This is a genomic window from Stenotrophomonas sp. RIT309 (genome assembly GCF_000632045.1).
GTDB lineage: Bacteria > Pseudomonadota > Gammaproteobacteria > Xanthomonadales > Xanthomonadaceae > Stenotrophomonas > Stenotrophomonas indicatrix.
Genome location: NZ_JFYS01000001.1, coordinates 318,352 through 337,410, shown reverse-complemented (window position 1 = coordinate 337,410; position 19,059 = coordinate 318,352). Strand labels below are relative to the sequence as shown.

Annotated in this window: 17 protein-coding genes; 11 read left to right on the top strand and 6 right to left on the bottom strand. The window is 67.1% G+C overall.

Annotated features, from left to right (window positions below; translation table 11 throughout):
* Nucleotides 1-11: 11 nt before the first annotated feature.
* The 3 genes from BW38_RS18920 to aat all read right to left on the bottom strand — a co-directional run bounded on the left by BW38_RS18920 (nucleotide 12) and on the right by aat (nucleotide 1,656).
* Entirely contained in the window at nucleotides 12-407 is a 396-nt protein-coding gene (locus BW38_RS18920; protein WP_032974816.1) for a hypothetical protein, read from the bottom strand.
* Nucleotides 408-610: 203 nt separating this feature from the next.
* Nucleotides 611-829, bottom strand: a complete 219-nt coding sequence (gene infA, locus BW38_RS18925; RefSeq protein ID WP_005409596.1) for a translation initiation factor IF-1 — start codon at nucleotides 827-829, stop codon at nucleotides 611-613.
* A gap of 86 nt (nucleotides 830-915) precedes the next feature.
* Nucleotides 916-1,656 carry a leucyl/phenylalanyl-tRNA--protein transferase gene (gene aat / locus BW38_RS18930; RefSeq protein ID WP_032974891.1) on the bottom strand — a complete coding sequence of 247 codons (741 nt, stop codon included), beginning with the start codon at nucleotides 1,654-1,656 and terminating at the stop codon, nucleotides 916-918.
* A gap of 71 nt (nucleotides 1,657-1,727) precedes the next feature.
* Here aat and BW38_RS18935 point away from each other — a divergent pair, with 71 nt between their 5' ends.
* Complete coding sequence (locus BW38_RS18935) at nucleotides 1,728-2,996, top strand: hypothetical protein (RefSeq protein ID WP_032974815.1); 1,269 nt, start codon at nucleotides 1,728-1,730, stop codon at nucleotides 2,994-2,996.
* Between the two features lie 61 nt (nucleotides 2,997-3,057).
* Here the strand turns inward: BW38_RS18935 and BW38_RS18940 are convergent, their stop codons facing one another.
* Together BW38_RS18940 and trxB are read right to left on the bottom strand one after the other, a co-directional pair.
* Nucleotides 3,058-4,182, bottom strand: a complete 1,125-nt coding sequence (locus tag BW38_RS18940; RefSeq protein WP_032974813.1) for a GNAT family N-acetyltransferase — start codon at nucleotides 4,180-4,182, stop codon at nucleotides 3,058-3,060.
* A 172-nt stretch (nucleotides 4,183-4,354) separates the two neighbouring features.
* Nucleotides 4,355-5,326: a thioredoxin-disulfide reductase gene (trxB, locus tag BW38_RS18945; RefSeq protein WP_025877237.1), complete on the bottom strand. Its 972-nt coding sequence runs from the start codon at nucleotides 5,324-5,326 to the stop codon at nucleotides 4,355-4,357.
* Nucleotides 5,327-5,558: 232 nt separating this feature from the next.
* Between trxB and BW38_RS18950 the strand changes: the two genes are divergently transcribed.
* From BW38_RS18950 to BW38_RS18970, 5 genes are all read left to right on the top strand, one after another.
* Nucleotides 5,559-7,922: a DNA translocase FtsK gene (locus BW38_RS18950; protein ID WP_032974812.1), complete on the top strand. Its 2,364-nt coding sequence runs from the start codon at nucleotides 5,559-5,561 to the stop codon at nucleotides 7,920-7,922.
* A gap of 41 nt (nucleotides 7,923-7,963) precedes the next feature.
* Entirely contained in the window at nucleotides 7,964-9,904 is a 1,941-nt protein-coding gene (locus BW38_RS18955; RefSeq protein ID WP_032974811.1) for a DUF3857 domain-containing protein, read from the top strand.
* Between the two features lie 110 nt (nucleotides 9,905-10,014).
* On the top strand, nucleotides 10,015-10,653 hold the full coding sequence (lolA, locus tag BW38_RS18960) for an outer membrane lipoprotein chaperone LolA (protein WP_032974810.1): 639 nt from the start codon (nucleotides 10,015-10,017) through the stop codon (nucleotides 10,651-10,653).
* Nucleotides 10,654-11,007: 354 nt separating this feature from the next.
* Nucleotides 11,008-12,393: a replication-associated recombination protein A gene (locus BW38_RS18965; protein WP_081794516.1), complete on the top strand. Its 1,386-nt coding sequence runs from the start codon at nucleotides 11,008-11,010 to the stop codon at nucleotides 12,391-12,393.
* Between the two features lie 84 nt (nucleotides 12,394-12,477).
* On the top strand, nucleotides 12,478-12,879 hold the full coding sequence (locus BW38_RS18970) for a DUF805 domain-containing protein (RefSeq protein ID WP_032974809.1): 402 nt from the start codon (nucleotides 12,478-12,480) through the stop codon (nucleotides 12,877-12,879).
* Between the two features lie 85 nt (nucleotides 12,880-12,964).
* On the opposite strand, the gene BW38_RS18975 is transcribed toward BW38_RS18970, so the two are convergent.
* Nucleotides 12,965-13,339 carry a hypothetical protein gene (locus tag BW38_RS18975; protein ID WP_032974808.1) on the bottom strand — a complete coding sequence of 125 codons (375 nt, stop codon included), beginning with the start codon at nucleotides 13,337-13,339 and terminating at the stop codon, nucleotides 12,965-12,967.
* 270 nt (nucleotides 13,340-13,609) lie between these two features.
* Here BW38_RS18975 and BW38_RS18980 point away from each other — a divergent pair, with 270 nt between their 5' ends.
* The 5 genes from BW38_RS18980 (at nucleotide 13,610) to BW38_RS19000 (ending at nucleotide 19,034) form a co-directional block, all read left to right on the top strand.
* Entirely contained in the window at nucleotides 13,610-14,638 is a 1,029-nt protein-coding gene (locus tag BW38_RS18980) for an alpha/beta hydrolase-fold protein (protein ID WP_032974807.1), read from the top strand.
* Nucleotides 14,639-14,759: 121 nt separating this feature from the next.
* On the top strand, nucleotides 14,760-16,139 hold the full coding sequence (locus tag BW38_RS18985) for an ATP-binding protein (protein WP_032974805.1): 1,380 nt from the start codon (nucleotides 14,760-14,762) through the stop codon (nucleotides 16,137-16,139).
* A gap of 50 nt (nucleotides 16,140-16,189) precedes the next feature.
* Nucleotides 16,190-17,236, top strand: coding sequence for an ABC transporter substrate-binding protein (locus BW38_RS18990; protein WP_025877220.1), 1,047 nt, complete (start codon nucleotides 16,190-16,192; stop codon nucleotides 17,234-17,236).
* The gene (locus BW38_RS18995) at nucleotides 17,233-18,276 is read left to right on the top strand and encodes an iron ABC transporter permease (protein WP_032974804.1); all 1,044 of its coding nucleotides are present in this window, start codon (nucleotides 17,233-17,235) and stop codon (nucleotides 18,274-18,276) included. The genes BW38_RS18990 and BW38_RS18995 overlap by 4 nt, the downstream gene beginning before the upstream one ends.
* Nucleotides 18,273-19,034, top strand: a complete 762-nt coding sequence (locus BW38_RS19000; RefSeq protein WP_032974803.1) for a heme ABC transporter ATP-binding protein — start codon at nucleotides 18,273-18,275, stop codon at nucleotides 19,032-19,034. Before BW38_RS18995 ends, BW38_RS19000 begins: the two co-directional genes overlap by 4 nt.
* Nucleotides 19,035-19,059: the final 25 nt, after the last annotated feature.

Here is a 19,059-nt window from a genome sequence, read left to right as displayed (position 1 = left end):
GTGTCAGCTCCTCAGCGGCTGCGCTGGCGGGCCATGCGCTGGAAGGCGGCAGCTTCGAGGGGTTCGATCCGCTCGACCGTGCAGCTGGCGCGGTCGGTCTTCAGCGCGCTGCGTGAGTCGGCGCACAGCTGGTTGCTTTCGCCCTGGGTTTCAAAGGCCAGCCGCCGCGAGGTCACGGCGCTGCTGCAGGAGGCTTTGAACACCACGCGGTAGTGCTGGTCACCATTGCGCAGCAGCACATCGCGATCAGCGCCGGCGCGGACGATCTGCTGGTCTTCGCTCAAGGCAATGCAGCTGTCACCGGCGCTTGCCGACGGCGTGTCGGCGGCCTGGGCGGCGGGTGCGATCAGGGCGGCAGTGCTGAGTACCAGGGCGGCGAAGCCAGCGGGCAGGGAAGTCACGTTCATGGCAGGGGCAGGGGGTGGCGATCCGAACTGGATCGGGTGCCACGATGACGCCGCCGCTGCGAATGCGAATCTGCCGCAAGGATGGCTGACCGATGTCACGGTGCATTCGGTCAGGGTGCCGTCCGGCAGGGCCGGATTCCAGGCATGACAAAAGGCCAGCGTCCAGGGCTGGCCTTGTCGAGGTGGCGCAACGCGCCAGCCGCTTACTTCATTCGGTAGGTGATACGACCCTTGGTCAGGTCGTACGGGGTCATTTCAACCTTGACCCGGTCACCGGTGAGGATGCGGATGTAGTTCTTGCGCATGCGGCCGGAGATGTGGGCAATGATTTCGTGCCCATTTTCCAGACGAACGCGGAAAGTGGTGTTCGGCAGCGTCTCGCTGACGGTGCCCTCGAACTCGATGGAATCGTCTTTCGACATGTAGTCCTGTGCGGTTCAGAAAACGGCCACGCTGGGCCTAAGGCGCAGCATTTTACGCGTCAAACGCCCAGCTTGCAAAGATTGTGTTATTCCCCGGCAAAATCCGCTGCCGGCACGCGCCCGACGAGCCGGGTCCAGGCGCCTTCCCGGCCCTGCGCCTGCACCGCACTGCGGACCTGCTGCAGAAACGGCGCGCGCGGCAGGTGCTCGGCGCCCATGCGCAGCAGATGCGGATTTTCCACCTGCGCATCGATCAGCGGCCAACCCCAGCCGTGCAGCGTTCGTGCCAGTGCGGCCAGTGCCACCTTGGAGCCGCCACTTTCGCCACTGAACATGCTTTCACCGAAGAACATCGTGCCGATGGCCACGCCATAGATGCCGCCGACCAGTGTCTGCCGATCCCACACCTCGAAGGAATGTGCGAAACCCAGGTCGTGCAGCTGGCTGTAGGCATCCACCATCGCCGGGCTGATCCAGGTGCCGTCCTGGCCGGGGCGGGGCGCGCTGGCGCAGGCACCCATCACCTGGCTGAAGGCGGTATCGGCGGTCACTTCCCAGCGGTTGCCGCGCAGCTGCCGGCGGAACCTGCTGCTCAGGTGCACGCCGTCGGTACGGAACACCATGCGCGGGTCCGGCGACCACCACAGGATCGGCTCGCCTTCACTGAACCACGGAAAGATGCCGCCGGCATAGGCATTGAGCAGGCGCAGCGGATGCAGGTCGCCGCCCACCGCAAGCAGGCCATCGGGTTGGCGCAGCGCTGTCTCGGCCGGCGGGAAGGGGGCATCCGGCGCATCGGCCAGGCGCCAGGGCAACTGACGGGTCATGCCGGCATTGTATTCGTCGTGGCGATGCGCGATGTCTGGCACCATCACGCACTACCGGCAAGGAGCCCCGCATGAGCGATCCGATCACCGCCATCCTCGATGCGCACGATGCGCCGCGCACACGCAATGACAGCCTGGCCATGCTGTTGACCCTGGCCAGCGAAGACCGCTCCCAGCTTGGCGCGCTGCTGCTGCAGGCGCTGGACCGCCGCTCACCCGGCTCCACCTTCCTCGACACGGCCTTGGATCTGCTGCCGGACGAGGCTGTCGCCCCGGTCTGTATTGACGCCTGGCGGCGCTATCGTGACGGCGAGCGTGGCGAGCTGCTGACCAGCGTGCTGGAGTTTGCCAGCTACCAGGCGCCGCACACGCTGCAGGACGATTGGGAGGCGCTGCTGGAGGTCGCCATCGAGGATCACATCCAGCTGGCCTCGCAGGTCTGGCAGGCATTGCCGCCGTCGGTTGCGACTGACTGGGCGCATCGGTTGACCGAGGCAGACGACGATCGCGAACTGGAGCGGGCCAAGGCAGTGCTGCTGGCCACCCAGCCGGAGACCCATGCCGCCGCCCGTGGCTACCTGGCCGACTGGAGCGACCTGGATGCCGAGGTCTGGGCGCACTGGGCGGGCCTGGCCGATGGCCCGCGTCTGCGCCGCCTGCATGGCCAGCAACCGCTGCACCTGCGCTTCGGGCGCGAACAGCATCGCGCACAGGTGGCCGAAGAGCCTGCCTGGCGCAAGCGGATCTGGCGGCTGCATCCCACCTGGAATGGCGGCCAGGTGCTTCACGCCGGGCGCGTGGGCGGGCTGCTCGATGCCTTGTGCGGCAGCTGTCATGCGCCGCTGCAGCGTCTGCTGCAGTCCGATGCTGCGGCGCTGCAGCCGGACGCGGAGGGTGAGGTCACGCTCGGGCTGTGCCTGGACTGCTGTGGCTGGGAAGACCCGCCCGTGCGTTTCTATCGGCACGATGCAGAGGGCATGCCGAGCTGCCACCCCAGCCAGCACTGCCAGGTGCCGATCAATCCCACCGACAGCGGCGACCTGCTGCAGGCCGAAGTGGGTCTTGCCGCGATGGACAGCCATCGCTGGCAGCAGCAGGACTGGGGCCAGTCCAATCACCGGCAGAACCTGTCGCGGGTGGGTGGCGCACCGAGCTGGGTGCAGAGCGCGCACTACCCGGCGTGCATCGATTGTGGCGAGCAGATGCCTTTCGTGATGCAGCTGGACTCAACGTTGCCGACCACCAATGAAGGCATGGTGCTGTGGGGAAGTGGCGGCATGCTGTACAGCTTCTGGTGCGCGAAGTGCCGGGTGAGCGGGCACTTCTGGCAGTGCACCTGAGCGCCGCATCCCCGCCATTGCTGTGGTAGATGCCAACCTTGGTTGGCACGCTTCTCCGGCGCTACGGTTCCGCACGAAACGGGCCATGCCCCTGCAGCTCCTGCTGGTAGCGCCGCACATCGCGTCGCTCCTGTCGGCACCAGTCCTGCAGTGCCTCGGCGAAGTCCGCGTCGGCTACCCAGTGCCGGCTGCGCACGATGGTGGGCAGGAAGCCACGTGCCAGCTTGTGCTCGCCCTGCGCACCCGGTTCGAAGCGGGCTACGCCCTCGCGCAGGCAGTACTCGATGCCCTGGTAGTAGCAGGCCTCGAAGTGCAGGCCGGGCAGGGTGGCACCGCCCCAGTAGCGGCCGTACAGCGTGTCGCCACCGCGCAGGCACAACGCGCCGGCGATGGGTTCGCCGTCCTGTTCGGCCAGGAACAGCACCAGCCCGCGCCCCAGTGAAACCGCCAGATGGCGCAGGAACGCTTCGGTCAGCGCTGGCGCGTTGCCGTATTCCAGGAACGTCTGCAGGTAGAAGCGGTACATCGCCTGCAGATCGGCGCGGGTGGCCTCATCGCCATGCACCACCCGGAAGCTGATGCCCTGGCGGCCGACCTTGGCGCGCTCCTGGCGGATGTTTTTGCGGTGTTTGTGGTCCATCGCGCCCAGGAACTGTTCGAACGTCACCCAGTCACCCGGGTTCTGCCACTGGAACTGGATGTCCTCGCGCAGCAGCCAGTCGTCATCGAAGACCGTTTCGTCAGCTGCCGTGTGGAAGTTGATGTGTGCTGATGACACATCCAGCACAGGCAACTGTTCGCGCAGTGCCGTCAGGAGGGCGGTGCGCTGCGCATCGTCGCGGGCCAGCAGGCGCGGGCCAGTCACCGGCGAGTACGGCACCGCGCCGAGCCACTTCGGGTAGTAGTCGCGTCCGTGCCGCGCATAGGCATTGGCCCAGGCGTGGTCGAACACGAATTCACCGTGGGAATTGGTCTTCAGGTAGCCGGGAACGGCGCCGACCAGGGTATCACCGTCCCAGAGGGTGAAGTGCTGCGGCTGCCAGCCCCAGTCCTCGCGCAGGCAGCCGTAGGTTTCCAGGCCGGACAGGAAGGCGTGGCTGACGAATGGATTGCGGCCATCGTGCAGGGCATCCCACGCGGTGGCGGGAACGGACTGCAGGGAGTCGAGGAAGCGGGCGGTGGGCATGGGAGAAAGGATAGGGCAGGTGGGATGCGAGCTGGGTTTGCGTAACCGGTCCGGTTTGTTGCGGGCTCGGTCGTGCTTGCCAGGCATGGCCTGGCACTACTGAAAAGAAAAGGCCGACGCTTTCGCGTCGGCCTTCCCGGTCAACCAAACCTCGACGGTGCAGAAGCCAGCCTCAGCTGGCCTTGCCCTGTGCATCCAGGTAACGCTCTGCGTCCAGTGCGGCCATGCAGCCGAAGCCGGCCGAGGTGATCGCCTGGCGATAGTGCTGGTCGGCCACGTCGCCGGCGGCGAACACGCCTTCCACCGAGGTCTGGGTGGCGTTACCGCCCAGGCCCGAACGGATTTCCAGGTAGCCGTTGTTCATGGTCAGCTGGCCGTCGAACAACTGGGTGTTCGGGTGGTGGCCGATGGCCACGAAGAAGCCGTGGGCATCGATGTCGCGGGTGCTGCCGTCCAGGGTCGACTTCACGCGCACGCCGGTCACGCCGGCCTCGTTGCCCAGCACTTCCTCCACCTGGTGGTGCCAGACGGTTTCGATCTTGCCGGCTTCCACCTTGGCGAACAGCTTGTCCTGCATGATCTTTTCCGCCTTCAGGGTGTCGCGGCGGTGGACCAGGTAGACCTTGCGGGCGATGTTGGACAGGTACAGCGCTTCTTCCACGGCGGTGTTGCCGCCGCCGACCACGACCACGTCCTGGTCACGGTAGAAGAAGCCGTCGCAGGTGGCGCAGGCGGAGACGCCGCGGCCCTTGAACTCGTCTTCGGTCGGGATGCCCAGGTACTTGGCGGTCGCGCCGGTGGAGATGATCAGGGCGTCACAGGTGTACTCGTGGCTGTCGCCGATCAGCTTGAACGGGCGCTGCGACAGGTCCGCGGTATGGATGTGGTCGAAGATGACCTCGGTCTCGAAGCGCTCTGCGTGGGCCTGCATGCGCGCCATCAGGTCCGGGCCCATCAGGCCATGGGCGTCACCCGGCCAGTTGTCCACTTCGGTGGTGGTCATCAGCTGGCCACCCTGCTGCAGGCCGGTGATGACGACCGGCTTCAGGTTGGCGCGGGCAGCGTAGACGGCAGCGGTCCAACCGGCCGGGCCGGAACCGAGGATGACAAGACGCTGGTGGCGGGAGGGCAGGCTGGTGCTCATGTAGACTCGCGAAAAGGTAGATGGGACAAGGCGCGGCGATGTTTGCACAGCATCCTTGGCTGGTCATAGAGTGGCGGCTGGGGCAGGGCGATTCAAGCCAATGAACAGAACAGCGCCATCCACGGGCGGTTTCAGGCCCTGTCATCGCTTGCGCGGCAACGGATAACTGAAAACTGACGCCGTCTCGTTTATTATCAAACACTAACAGCGCATTCCAAAGGTATGGTCTAAGGTGGCGAAGCAGGTCCCCGAACGCTCCAAGTCCGACGACAAAAAGGCATCGCGTCGCTCGGCGGCAGCGGCCACGACCGACAACCCACGCCGTCAGCGCCTGTGGCGCGACCTGGGTCTGATCGCCATCGCGCCGGCGCTGCTGTATCTGGCTGCCAGCCTTTTCACCTATTCAGCGACGGACCCGGGCTGGTCACACACCGGCAGCGTGGTTGCGCCGGTACACAACATGGGCGGCCGCGCGGGCGCGTGGATCGCCGACGTGCTGCTGCAGCTGTTCGGCTACATCGCTTTCCTGCTGCCGGTGGTGCTGGGCGCGCTGGCCTGGATCGCAATGTTCGGCCTCAAGCGTGAGAGCAAGGGCGAGAACGATCTGGACCCCGCGTTGCGGCTGGTCGGCCTGGTCGGCTTCCTGATCGCCGGCACCGGCTTCCTGCACGTGCGCCTGTTCAGTGGCGATGTCTCCAGTGCCGGCGGCATCCTCGGCAAGCTGGTCGGCAATTCGCTCAGCGTGGGCTTTGGTGCGCTGGGCGCGAACCTGTTCGTGCTGGTGTTGCTGCTGGCCTCGATCACCCTGGCCACGGGCCTGTCCTGGTTCGTGGTGATGGAGAAGATCGGTCGCGGCGTGATGTCGCTGGCACCGTTGCTGGAGCGCAAGAAGGAGCAGGCCACCGAATGGCAGCAGACCCGCGTTCTTCGCGAGGAACGCCAGGAAGTGCGCAAGGCCGATGCCGAAGTGCGCGCCAAGCGCGAGCCGGTGAAGATCGAGCCGCGCCCGGAGCCGGTGATCGAAAAGAGCGACCGGGCCAAGCGCGACAACCAGATCCCGATGTTCCGTGGCGTCAATGGCGACGGCTCGGACCTGCCGCCGCTGGCCCTGCTGGATGATCCCAAGCCGCAACCCGTGGGCTATGACAAGGACACCCTGGACGCGCTGTCGCGGCAGATCGAGTTCAAGCTCAAGGACTTCCGCATCGATGCACAGGTGGTCGGCGCCAACCCCGGCCCGGTCATCACCCGCTTCGAGATCGAGCCGGCGCCGGGCATCAAGGTCAGCCAGATCAGTTCGCTGGACAAGGACATCGCCCGCGGCCTGTCGGTCAAGTCGGTGCGTGTGGTCGATGTGATCCCGGGCAAGTCGGTGATCGGCCTGGAAATCCCCAACGTCACCCGCGAGATGATCTACCTGTCCGAGCTGCTGCGCTCGAAGGAGTACGACAAGTCGGCCAGTTCGCTGACCCTCGCGCTGGGCAAGGACATCGCCGGTCGCTCGACCGTGGCCGACCTGGCGCGCATGCCGCACCTGCTGGTGGCCGGCACCACCGGTTCGGGCAAGTCGGTGGCGGTCAACGCGATGGTGTTGAGCCTGCTGTTCAAGGCGTCGCCGAAAGACCTGCGGATGCTGATGATCGACCCGAAGATGCTCGAGCTGAGCGTCTACCAGGGCATTCCGCATCTGCTGGCGCCGGTGGTCACCGACATGAAGGAGGCCGCCAACGGCCTGCGCTGGTGCGTGGCCGAGATGGAGCGCCGCTACAAGCTGATGAGCGCGGTGGGCGTGCGCAACCTGGCCGGCTTCAACAAGAAGGTGAAGGACGCCCAGGACGCCGGCCAGCCGATGATGGACCCGCTGTTCAAGCCGAACCCGGAGCTGGGCGAGGCGCCGCGCCCGCTGGAGACGCTGCCGTTCATCGTCATCTTCATCGACGAATTCGCCGACATGATGATGATCGTCGGCAAGAAGGTCGAAGAGCTGATCGCGCGACTGGCGCAGAAGGCACGTGCGGCCGGCATCCACCTGATCCTGGCCACCCAGCGCCCGTCGGTTGACGTCATCACCGGCCTGATCAAGGCCAACATTCCCACCCGCATCGCCTTCCAGGTCAGCTCGAAGATCGATTCGCGCACCATCCTCGACCAGTCCGGCGCCGAGACGCTGCTCGGTCACGGCGACATGCTGTACCTGCCGCCGGGCACGGCGATGCCCGAGCGTGTGCACGGCGCCTTCGTGTCCGATGAGGAAGTGCATCGCGTGGTCGAGCACCTCAAGGCAATGGGGCCGGCCGACTATGTCGACGGCGTGCTGGACGAAGTACAGACGATGGGCGATGGCGTGGTGGTCGGTGCGACCGGCCTGCCGGAGACCAGTTCCGGCGGCGGCGATGAGTCCGACCCGCTGTACGACGAAGCGCTGCGCGTGGTCACCGAGACCCGCCGCGCGTCGATTTCCGGTGTGCAGCGTCGCCTGAAGATCGGCTACAACCGCGCGGCGCGACTGATCGAGGCCATGGAAGCGGCTGGTGTGGTCAGTCCGCCCGAGCACAACGGCGACCGCACGGTGCTGGCACCGCCGCCGCCGAAGTAAGCCAAGCCCTGCCGCACTCCCGACGTCCAAGGAACCGACGCATGCTTCAACCCGTTTCCTGCGCGCTGGCGCTGGCCTGCCTGCTGGCAGCCGGCCCGGCGCTGGCCGACGCCGCCGCGACGGCTGTACCCGCAGTCGCGCCACCGTCCACCAGCAGCGATGCCGAGGCCAGCAACAACTTCAGCTTCGTACGTTATCGCGCCGACTACCAGGTGCGCGCCGATGCCGGCAACGTGCAGACTGAAACCTACGAAATCCTGCTCAAGACCAAGGCAGCGGTGGAGCAGTTCAGCCAGGTGCGGTTGAGCTACAGCGAGAAGATGGAAACGCTGGATGTGGTCAACGCCTATACGCTGACCGCCGACGGCCAGCGCCGCGAAGTGCCGGCCGACCGCATCTACACCCAGGAAAGCTATTCCAGTGCCTCGGCGGCGATGTATGCCGACCGCAAGGTGCGGGTGATCGTGTTCCCGAACCTGGCGCCGGGCACGCGGCTGTTCTACCAGGTGCGCCGGACCCAGCTGACGCCCTATTTCCCGGGCTACTTCGGCCTGTGGGAAACCTTCAATGTGTTCACCCAGTACGACGATGCCGAAGTGACCCTCAGCGCGCCGGCCAATCTGCCCATGTTCGTGGACAGCCGTGGCGTGCAGGGCAGTGACCGGCCGGTGGTGAAGAACGGCCAGGCGCAATGGCGCTGGCGCTACCAGCGCCGCGAGCCGATGCAGGCGCAGAACTGGTCGGCGGCGGTGTGGGAGTTCGGGCCGAACATCATGGCCAGCACCTATCGCGACTGGGCGCAGATGGGTCGCGCCTACCAACTGAAAGCAGGGCCGGCCGCACAGGTCACCCCGGAGATCCAGGCGCTGGCCGATGAAGTCACCGCCGGCATCAGCGACCGCCGCGCGCAGGCCGATGCGCTGTACCGCTGGGTGGCGCAGAACATCCGCTACGTGGCGGTGTATCTGGGCAATGGCGGCCTGGAGCCGAACAGTGCGCAGAGCATCCTCGACAACCACTATGGCGACTGCAAGGACCACGTAACGATCCTCGAGGCGCTGCTGGCGGCCAAGGGCATCACCAGTTCGCCGGTGCTGATCGGTGCCGGTGGCGGCCCGACGCTGCCGAAGATTCCGCTGCTGGGCCGCTTCAACCACGCCATCACCTACGTGCCCGAGTTCGACCTGTACCTGGATTCGACCAGTGCCTGGGCGCGCTTCGGCCAGCTGCCTGATGGCGACCTTGGTGCGCCGGTGCTGCACACCCGCGATGCCACCCTGGCACGCACGCCGGCCAATGATCCGCAGCGCAACGCCACGGTGATGGAGGTGCGCTTCACCTTCGACGCGCAGGGCAACCTGCGTGGCGAGACAGTGCCGCAGCTGAGCGACAACGCCGAGATCGGCATGCGCGCGCAGTTCGCCCAGCTCAATGCACAGAACCGGGCGCGCGCTGAAGAATCGATCATGGCCGCGTCCGGTTTCGATGGCCGCGGCCAGCTGCAGCTGCAGGGTGTGCCGGTCGACCTGACCCGGCCGTTTGGCTATCGCATGGCCTTCCAGGCCGAGGACTACGTGGACTTCGATGTGGCCGGCGGCATGGCCGTGCCCGATCCGCCCGGTGGTGAATCGGTACGCGGGCTGTATGCCAGCGCCTCGGCGCCGGACAATGAGACGCCGTTCTACTGCAATGCCAGCCTGCGCGAGGAAACCTATCGCCTGCAGTTCCCGGCCAATGCCCCGATCATCGCGATTCCGCGCAGCCAGCGGTTTGCCAATGCCGCCGGCGAGTACCGGGTCGACTGGAGCCGGCAGGGCCAGGAAGTGACCGTGCATCACCGCCTGCAGCAGAACGCGGTGCGCGGCGCCGAGGCGCTGTGCCAGCCGCACGACTATGCCGCGTTCCGAGCACTATTCCGCGAGGTACGCCGCGGCTTCCGTGGCCAGGTGCTGTACGGCAAGCTGCCGGCCGCTGGCAGCTGAATCGCCGATCAGCGATCAGGGCGTCATAATGGCGTCCTGATCGCCCATTCATCTTTCGCCGGGCACACTGGCACCCAACTTTCCTGGCCGCGCGCCCACAGGATCCCCGCATGAACCTTCGCCTCCGCCGTTTCCTTGCCACCACCACCCTGGCCGTGGCCTGCGCCGCTGCCGGCAGCGCCTGGGCCGGCGCCCGTGATGACCTGAAAACCTTCACCACCGGCCTGAAGGGCCTGGATGGGCAGTTCAGCCAGCAGGTGTTCGACAGCCGCGGCAAGGTCAAGGAATCCACCAGTGGTCGCGTCGCTTTGTCGGCACCGCGCCTGTTCCGTTGGGAGTACGTGCGCCCGCACGAGCAGCTGATCGTGGCTGACGGCAAGAAGGTGTGGATGTTCGAGCCGGACCTGGAGCAGGCGACCGTGCGCGAGCAGGGCAAGGAAGAGCAGAACAGCCCGCTGACCGCGCTGATCAATCCGGCACTGCTGGAGCAGCAGTACGACGTGAGCGAAGAGGCCGCCACCCGCGATGGCCTGCAGTGGCTGTCGCTGTCGCCGAAGCGCGAGACCGAAGCCAGCTTCCAGTACGCCGCGCTGGGCTTCAACGCGCAGGGTCTGGCGAAGATGGAGATCACCGACGCCGTGGGCCAGCGCACCGTGATCAGCTTCAGCGGCTGGAAGCGCAACCCCAGCTTCGCCGCCAACACATTCCGCTTCACCCCGCCGGCGGGTACCGACGTCATCGGCAACTGATCGCGGTCGCCGGGCATGGCCCGGCGCTACCGGCCCTGGTGGGTGTCAACCGGCACCGCCTTGGTAGGTGTCAACCTTGGTTGACATGCTTTTGATCTGCCGGCCAGCGGCCGGCACTACCGATTGCCGCAGCTTTCCGATCCGCCGGGCATGGCCCGGCGCTACCTGCTCTGGTGGGTGTCAACCGGCACCGCCTTGGTGCGTGTCAACCTTGGTTGACACGCTTTTGATCTGCCGGCCAGCGGCCGCCACTACCGATTGCCGCAGATCTCCGGTCCGCCGGCATGGCCCGGCGCTACCGCCCTTGGTAGGCGTCAACCGGCACCGCCTTGATGGGTGCCAACCTTGGTTGGCATGCTCTCGCGGTACAATGACCGCGTGCCAAGACATCGCTCCACTTCATTCCCCGGCCCCGATCTGCTGAGTGTCGATCGGGAACACATGCGCCCGCTGGCCGAGCGCATGCGCCCCCGCACCCTGGATGAGATGGTCGGGCAGAAGCGTCTGCTCGCGCCAGAGAGCGCGTTGCGCCGCGCCGTCGAATCCGGACGCGTGCATTCGATGATCCTGTGGGGACCGCCCGGCTGCGGCAAGACCACGCTGGCGCTGTTGCTGGCTGAATACTCCGACGCCGAATTCCGCGCCATTTCCGCCGTGCTGTCCGGCCTGCCGGAGGTGCGCCAGGTGCTGGCAGAGGCCGCGCAGCGCTTCGCCGAAGGTCGCCGCACCGTGCTGTTCGTCGATGAAGTGCACCGCTTCAACAAGGCGCAGCAGGATGCGTTCCTGCCGCACATCGAGCGCGGCACCATCCTGTTTGTCGGTGCAACCACCGAGAACCCGTCGTTCGAGTTGAACTCGGCGCTGCTGTCGCGTTGCCGCGTGCACGTGCTGGAAGGTGTTTCGCCAACCGACATCGTCGAAGCGCTGGAACGTGCGCTCGGTGATCGCGAGCGCGGGCTGGGCGAGGAACGCATCGAAGTCGCGCCCGAGCTGCTGCTGGAAATCGCCACCGCCGCTGATGGCGACGTCCGCCGTGCGCTGACCCTGCTGGAAATCGCCGCCGAGCTGGCGGGCGGAGAGGGTGGTCGCATCACCCCGCAGACGCTGACCCAGGTGCTGGCCGACCGCACCCGCCGGTTCGACAAGGGCGGCGAGCAGTTCTACGACCAGATCTCGGCGCTGCACAAGTCCGTGCGCAGCTCCAATCCCGATGCCGCCTTGTACTGGCTCACGCGCATGCTCGACGGCGGCTGTGATCCCTCGTATCTGGCGCGCCGGCTGACCCGCATGGCCATCGAGGACATCGGCCTGGCCGATCCTCGCGCGCAGAGCATGGCGCTGGAAGCGTGGGACATCTACGAGCGGCTCGGCAGCCCGGAAGGCGAGCTCGCCTTCGCGCAGCTGGTGCTGTACCTGGCCAGCACCGCCAAGTCGAATGCCGGCTATGCCGCCTTCAACCAGGCCAAGGCCGATGTGCGCAACAGTGGTACCGAAGAAGTGCCGCTGCACCTGCGCAATGCACCGACCAAGCTGATGAAGGAGCTGGGCTACGGTGCCGAGTACCAGTACGACCACGATGCCGAGGGCGGCATCGCGCTGGACCAGACCGGTTTCCCCGATGCGATGGGCGAGCGGGTGTATTACAACCCGGTGCCGCGCGGGCTGGAGATCAAGTTGAAGGAAAAGCTCGACCGGCTGCGTGCCGAGCGTGAGGCGGCGAGGGCGGCCAAGGGCGCGTAGTCGTCTGCGTGTGGCAAGGCGGCGCATTGCTCCGCTCGCATGCATTTGGCAGACTGCGCGGCTTATTTTTCAAGGAACGATGCCGTGCAGGAAATGATTCTGCCGTTGAAGCGCTACGCCCAGTTCGAAGGCCGCGCCAACCGCCGCGAGTACTGGATGTTCCAGCTGTTCCTGCTGCTTGCGGGAGCCGCGGTATGCGTGATTGCGCTGACAGTGGCGCTCGTTGCCGGCCTCGTGCTGGACGCCGATTCCAGCTGGATGGCCGGGATCACGATCGGCGCGCTGGCACTGGTGGGTGCGCTCTGGCTGGCCACGATCGTGCCGCTGATCGCGGTGACCGTGCGCCGCCTGCATGACTGCAACCAGTCAGGGTGGCTGTACCTGCTGGCGCTGGTGCCGGGCGGTGGCGTGGTGATCCTGATCTTTGCGCTGCTGCCGGGTACGCCGCAGGACAACCCGTACGGTCCGGTGCCCGCCGGCCCCTGAGTCAACGGGTTTCGGCCCGATGCAACGAAGCCGGCCCAGGGCCGGCTTCGTCGTTTCTGCGCTGCTGTCAGCAGTGCCAAGCTGATTACTGCAGAACGCAGTCGCCCAGCGCCAGGTAATCCGATCCCGAACTGAACTGCAGCGTGCAGCTGGCGGTGAAGGTGACGCCGTCCTCCATCGCTGCAAGCTTGGCGTTCTGCTCGTCGTCGGAGGCGGTCAGGCGGGCCAGCACCTGGCCATCCTCATCGCCCGCCTCAAGGACCGGCCCGCCCTGCAGGTTGCTGGAGGCGCCCAGGCTCACTGCCGTGAACTGTACGGTCTGGTTGAGCTGTTCCAGCCCGAGGGAGGAATAGCCGGCCTCTTCATAGGCCGAATACAGCCCGGCCAGGCTCGGCGCGGCATGGCCGGCCAGCGGGGCGAGAAGGCCGGCGACGAGTGCGATCAGTGCTTTGTGCTTCAAGGGGTTCTCACAATCATGGGATCCGATCCCATGGCGGTTGTGGAGCTGATGGGCAGGGGCCAGGCAGGCGCCCGCAAGGGCGGGGCGATTCCTGCGCCCCGATGGCAGGCAAAGTAGATGAACCCGGACTTCCGGTGCAAGCGCTGGCGTACGCACTGTCGCGCGCGTGATACATAGCGTGACGTTTGATCGATGTGATAATCATTCGCGTTTAAGGTAGACTGCGGTCCCTTGTGAACCGGTGGCCGTGTGCCGCTTTCGCCGTCACTGATGAAGTCTTCCGTCCTGCCTCCGCGCCGCGGCCCGCTGCTGTCCGGCCTGGCCGCCTTGATGATGGGCCTGCTCCTGGCTACCCCGTACGCATACGCGCAGCAACGCAATCCGCTGCAGAAGATGGGCCAGACCGTGCTTGATGCACCGGCGGCCAGCTATCGCTTCGAGCGTTTCGTGATCGACAGCCCCGATCAGCAGCGCCGCTGGCGGGTGAATGTGGCGATTCCGGCCAAGGCCCCCAAGGCGCCATCGCCGGTGCTGTACGCACTGGACGGCAACGCCGTGGCGATGGTGCTGGACCAGCCGCTGCTGGCCGAGCTGGCCGCACGCAAGGCGCCGCCGGTGCTGGTGCTGATCGGCTACGACAACGACCTGCGCATCGATTCGGCGTCGCGCACCCGCGACTACACCGCATGGATCGATCGCGCCGATGATGAAAGCGGCAGGACGCAGGCTGTCGGCGGCGGCGCAGCGGCCTTCCTGGACATGATCGAGCGTCGCATCAAGCCCGAAGTGGAACGCCGCGCCAACATCGATCGCCAGCAGCAGGCCCTGTGGGGCCATTCGCTGGGCGGCCTGTTCGTGCTCAGCAGCCTGTACACCCGTCCGGCCGCCTTCCAGTACTACCTCAGTGCCAGTCCGTCATTGTGGTGGAGCCAAGGTGCGCCGCTGGGTGACATCGAGCAGCAGTTCGTGCAGAACGTGCATGGCCAGCCAGCAAAGGTGTGGCTGATGCTGGGCGGTGCCGAGCGCGTCGGCGACCGTGGCAAGCGCGACATGAGCAATCCGCGCGTGGTCGCGCATCTGCGCCGCATTGGTGGCGCCACCCCGGATGCGGCGATGCAGCTGTCCGAGCGCCTGGGCAAGGTGCCGGGGCTGAGCGTGCGGTACCGCGAGTTCCCGGGCCTGGGCCATGGCCCGATGCTGCCGGCGTCCTTCCACGCGGCGCTGCACGAGCTTTATGGCGTGACCGACCGCAGCGCCGCCGACGGCGCGCCGGCCGGTGGAGACAACGCCGCCGAATGACCCCCTCGCACGGCAGTGCCGTGCGACCCCACTACCCAGGCGGACTGTCGATGTGCAGCGGCCAAGGCAACCGATGAATCCCGCGCCACCAGGCGCGGCCTACGTGTGCAAGGAGCCTTCCATGTCATTCCGTCCGTCTTTCCGCCTCACTTCCCTGGCCGCCGGCCTGCTGCTGGCAGTGACCGCCAGCGCACAGCCGGTGTTCGACCAGCCGGCCAGCGCTACCTTCAAGGGCCAGGTTGTCTCACGCGGTGAGAACGTGGTTCCCGGCAGCACCGCCGATGTCACCGGCCGCGGCTTCGTGCCGGGCCAGCAGGTCAGCCTGCTGCGTGGCGATACCGTGCTCAATAGCCAGCCGGTAGTGGTCGATGCCGATGGCAACTTCAAGACCCAGCTGGCCATTCCGGCCGACGCCGTGCCGGGTACCCATCCGGTGGTGGTGCGCGCCAGCCAGCCGGCCGCCGCAGCCGTGCTGAAGCTGCGTGTGTCGCCGCAGCTGCCACTGTCGGGCCAGGCGAAGTTCGCCACCCAGTCCAACAAGCTGGTGCCGGGCCTGTACCAGTCGGCCTACAGTGCTGCCAGCAATGCCGTGTTCGTGACCTCGGCCGTCGGCCGCCCGCCGGTCACCCAGTCGCAGCTGCTGAAACTGGACCCGAAGTCGCTGAAGGTGACCAAGGCCATCACCCCGGCGCAGGTGCCGGGCAGCACCAACGGTGCGGTGTTCGCGGTGTATGGCGTGGGCGTCGATGATGCCAATGGCAATGTCTGGGTCAGCAACACCCGCCAGGACACCGTGGCTGTCTATCGCCAGGCGGATCTGTCGCTGGTCCATCAGTTCCCGGTCGGCGCCGTGCCGCACGCCCGCGACGTGGTGGTCGACAGCACGCACGGCAAGGTGTTCGCCTCGGCCGCCGGTGAGGACCATTTGTCGGTGTTCGATGCGAAGACGCTGAAGGCACTGGAGCCGATCACCCTGGCCTCCGGCGTGGACGACGAGAAGTTCGTGCCGATGAGCCTGGTGCTGGATGAGCCCAGCGGCAAGCTGTTCACGGTCAGCATCGGTACGCCGGAAGCGGCGGTGATCGATGTGGCCAGCGGCAAGGTCGACAAGGTCATCGACCTGGGCAATTCGATCAGCGCTTCGGGCGTTGCCTTCGATGCCGAGCGCAACCGCCTCTACGTGGCCTCGCAGGGCACCGACAACCTGCTGATCGTCGACGTGGCCAGCGGCAAGGTCGTGCGCGACGTGCCGGTCGGCGCCGGTGCACTGAACGTGGCCTTCGATGCGAAGAGTGGCCTGGCCTACGTCACCAATCGCGGGGCCGGCACCGTCACTGCCGTCGACCGTGATGGCAAGGTGGTCGGCAACCTCGATGGCGGCACCTTCCCCAATCACGTCCGCGCCGATGGCAAGGGCAATGTCTTCGCCGTGAACAAGTCGCGTGGCGCTGAAGATCCGAAGGGTGACCGCATCACCCGCATCAGCCTGCGCCAGCCGTAAGCCACAGGGCAGGGCGGCACCCCGCCGCCCTGCCAGCAAGGAGAATCTGCATGAACATCGCTTCCCGCCTGCGCCAGTGCGCGCTCCCGATTGCCGTTTCATTGGTGCTGGCCGCCTGTGGCGACAAAGCGCCGCCGTCTGCCGGCAGCCCAGACGCAGCAGCACCGGCGGCCGCCACCGCCAAGGCGGGAGCACTTCCCGCAGGTTGGCAGCGGGTGGCAGGCAACGATGTGCCGACACTGCCGGGGCAGCAGGCGGTGCTGCCGAGCAAGGTGCACTCCGACGATGGCGCCGATGTGGAGGTGGATGACAGCAGCCGGATCATTGCCGGCGGTGACGACATCATCGCGGTGATCGAGGCGCTGGGCCTGGGCAAGCAGGTGTTCGCCGCGCCGACCAACACCACCACCGAGGCAGGCCTGGCCGCACCGCACCAGTTCCTGTTCAACCGCACGACCGGCGTGGAGGGGGTTCTCAGCCTGCAGGGGTCGCTGTTCATCGGCAACAGCCTGCGTCGCCACACTGAACTGGCAAAGAAGCTGCGCGAAGTGGGCGAGCCTGCAGTGGTGATCGATGACCTGCAGCCGGCGCCGGACAAGGTGCGCAAGATCGCCGCCGTGCTTGGCGTGGCCGACGCAGGGCAGACCCTGGCCACGCAGGTGCAGCGCCAGCTGGATGAGGCCGCCGCGATCGGCAAGGGCCTGGCGCATGCACCGCGGGTGATCCATGTGTCGGCGACGGGAGCGGGCGGTTCGCCCACCGTGGCCGGTGCCGACAGCGCATCGGCCAAGCTGATCGCCCTGGCCGGCGGCCTGAACATCGGCACCGAGGCCGGCGTGGCCAACTATTCGCAGCTGAGCAACGAAGGCGTGGTCGCGGCGGCACCGGACGTGATCCTGGTGACCGAGCACGACCTGCAGCTGTTCGGTGGCGCTGAAGGCCTGTGGAAGGCGTACCCGACGCTGAAGCAGACCCCGGCCGGACAGGCCAACCGGGTCTGGGTGATGCCGGATGCGCAGCTGAAGTACGCCAGCATCGGTTCCGGTGCGGGTGCATTGGCCCTGGCGCAGGCGCTGGCGGCGCTGCCGAAGGCATGAGCCCTGCGGATCGACGCCGCCGTCGCGGGCGGACGATGTTGTTGATTGCGCTGCTCGCGCTGCTGGGCGCGGTGCTGGCGTCGTTCGCCGTGGGGCCGCTGCGCTTGCCACCGCTGGAAGTGATGCAGGCGCTGGCGGTGAAGCTGGGCCTGCTGGATCCGCAATCGGTCAGCAGCCGTGACCTGGCCGTGGTCTGGCAGCTGCGCATTCCGCGTGCATTGCTGGGGGCGATGGTCGGCGCGGCGCTGGCGATGGCCGGTGCCAGCCTGCAGGGACTGTTCGGCAATCCGCTGGCCGATCCGGGCATCGTCGGTGTCAGCCAGGGCGCCGCGCTGGGTGCCGTGGCGGCGATCGTGCTGGGCGCTGCGGGTGCAGCCGGCTGGCTGGTGCCGGTGGCGGCCTTCGGCGGCGGTGCCGCCGCGATCGGGCTGACCTACGCGCTGGCGCGGCCGGGCAAGGGCAGTGGCAATGCCACGCTGTTGCTGGTGGGCATTGCGATGGCCGCGTTCTGTTCGGCACTGATCGGCTTCCTGACCTACATCGCCAACGAAAGCGAGCTGCAATCGCTGGTGTTCTGGCAGATGGGCTCGCTGGCGCGCGCGAACTGGGCCGACGTGGTGGCGGTGCTGCCGTTGTTCGCCGTCGGCGCGTTCGCACTGCAGCGCCTGGCCACGCCGCTGGACATGCTGGCGCTCGGCGAGCGCCAGGCACAGCATCTGGGGCTGGACGTGGCGCGCACACGGCGCCTGCTGGTGGCCTTCAGTGCGCTGCTGGTCGGCGCTGCGGTAGCGTTCGCCGGCTCGATCAGTTTCGTCGGCCTGGTGGTGCCGCACGTGGCGCGCCTGCTGGTTGGCCCTGGGCACCGCTGGCTGCTGCCGTTGTCGGGTCTGCTGGGTGCACTGCTGATCGTGGTGGCCGACACTGCGGCGCGCACCCTGGACCCGCCTGCCGAGATTCCGCTGGGCCTGTTCTCCGCCGCGCTGGGCGCGCCGTTCTTCCTCTGGCTGGTGCTGCAGCAGCGCCGCAAGGCGGCCGCATGAGCGCCTTCCTGCAACTGCGCGACGTGGTGGTGCGTCGCCAGCAGCGCGAGATCCTGCATGGCATCACCCTCGCATTCGAGCCGGGCACGGTGACGGCGCTGGTGGGGCCCAACGGTGCCGGCAAGTCGACCCTGCTGGGGGTGGCGGCCGGCGATCTGCGCGCCGACGGTGGCGCCGTGCATCTGCACGGACGCCCGCTGCGCGACTACAGGGCTGGGCCGCTTGCACGCGAACGTGCGGTGATGCCGCAGGAGCACGGCGTGCGCTTCGCCTTCAGCGTGGAGGAAGTGGTGGCGATGGGGCGCCTGCCGCACCCGCCGGATCCGCAGGTGGATGAGGCCCAGGTGGAGCGGGCGATCAACGCTGCCGAACTGCAGGCGCTGCGCCTGCGCGAAGTGCAGCAGTTGTCCGGCGGCGAATCGGCGCGCACCACGTTCGCGCGCGTGCTGGCACAGGACACGCCGTTGCTGCTGCTGGATGAGCCTACGGCTGCCTTGGATCTGCGCCACCAGGAGCGCACCCTGCGCAGCGTACGGGCCTGCGCCGAAGCCGGTGCGTGCGTGATCGTGGTGCTGCATGACCTCAACCTGGCGGCCGGATACTCCGATCGCATCGTATTGCTGGAGCAGGGCAGGGTGGCCGCTGACGGCACGCCTTCGCACGTGCTGACCGAGGGCAACCTGCAGCGTGTCTACCAGCAGGACGTGGTGGTGCTGCAGCATCCGCGACGCGGTGTGCCATTGGTTGTGGTGACCTGATGCAGTAAAGCTTCCTTGCGCAGCG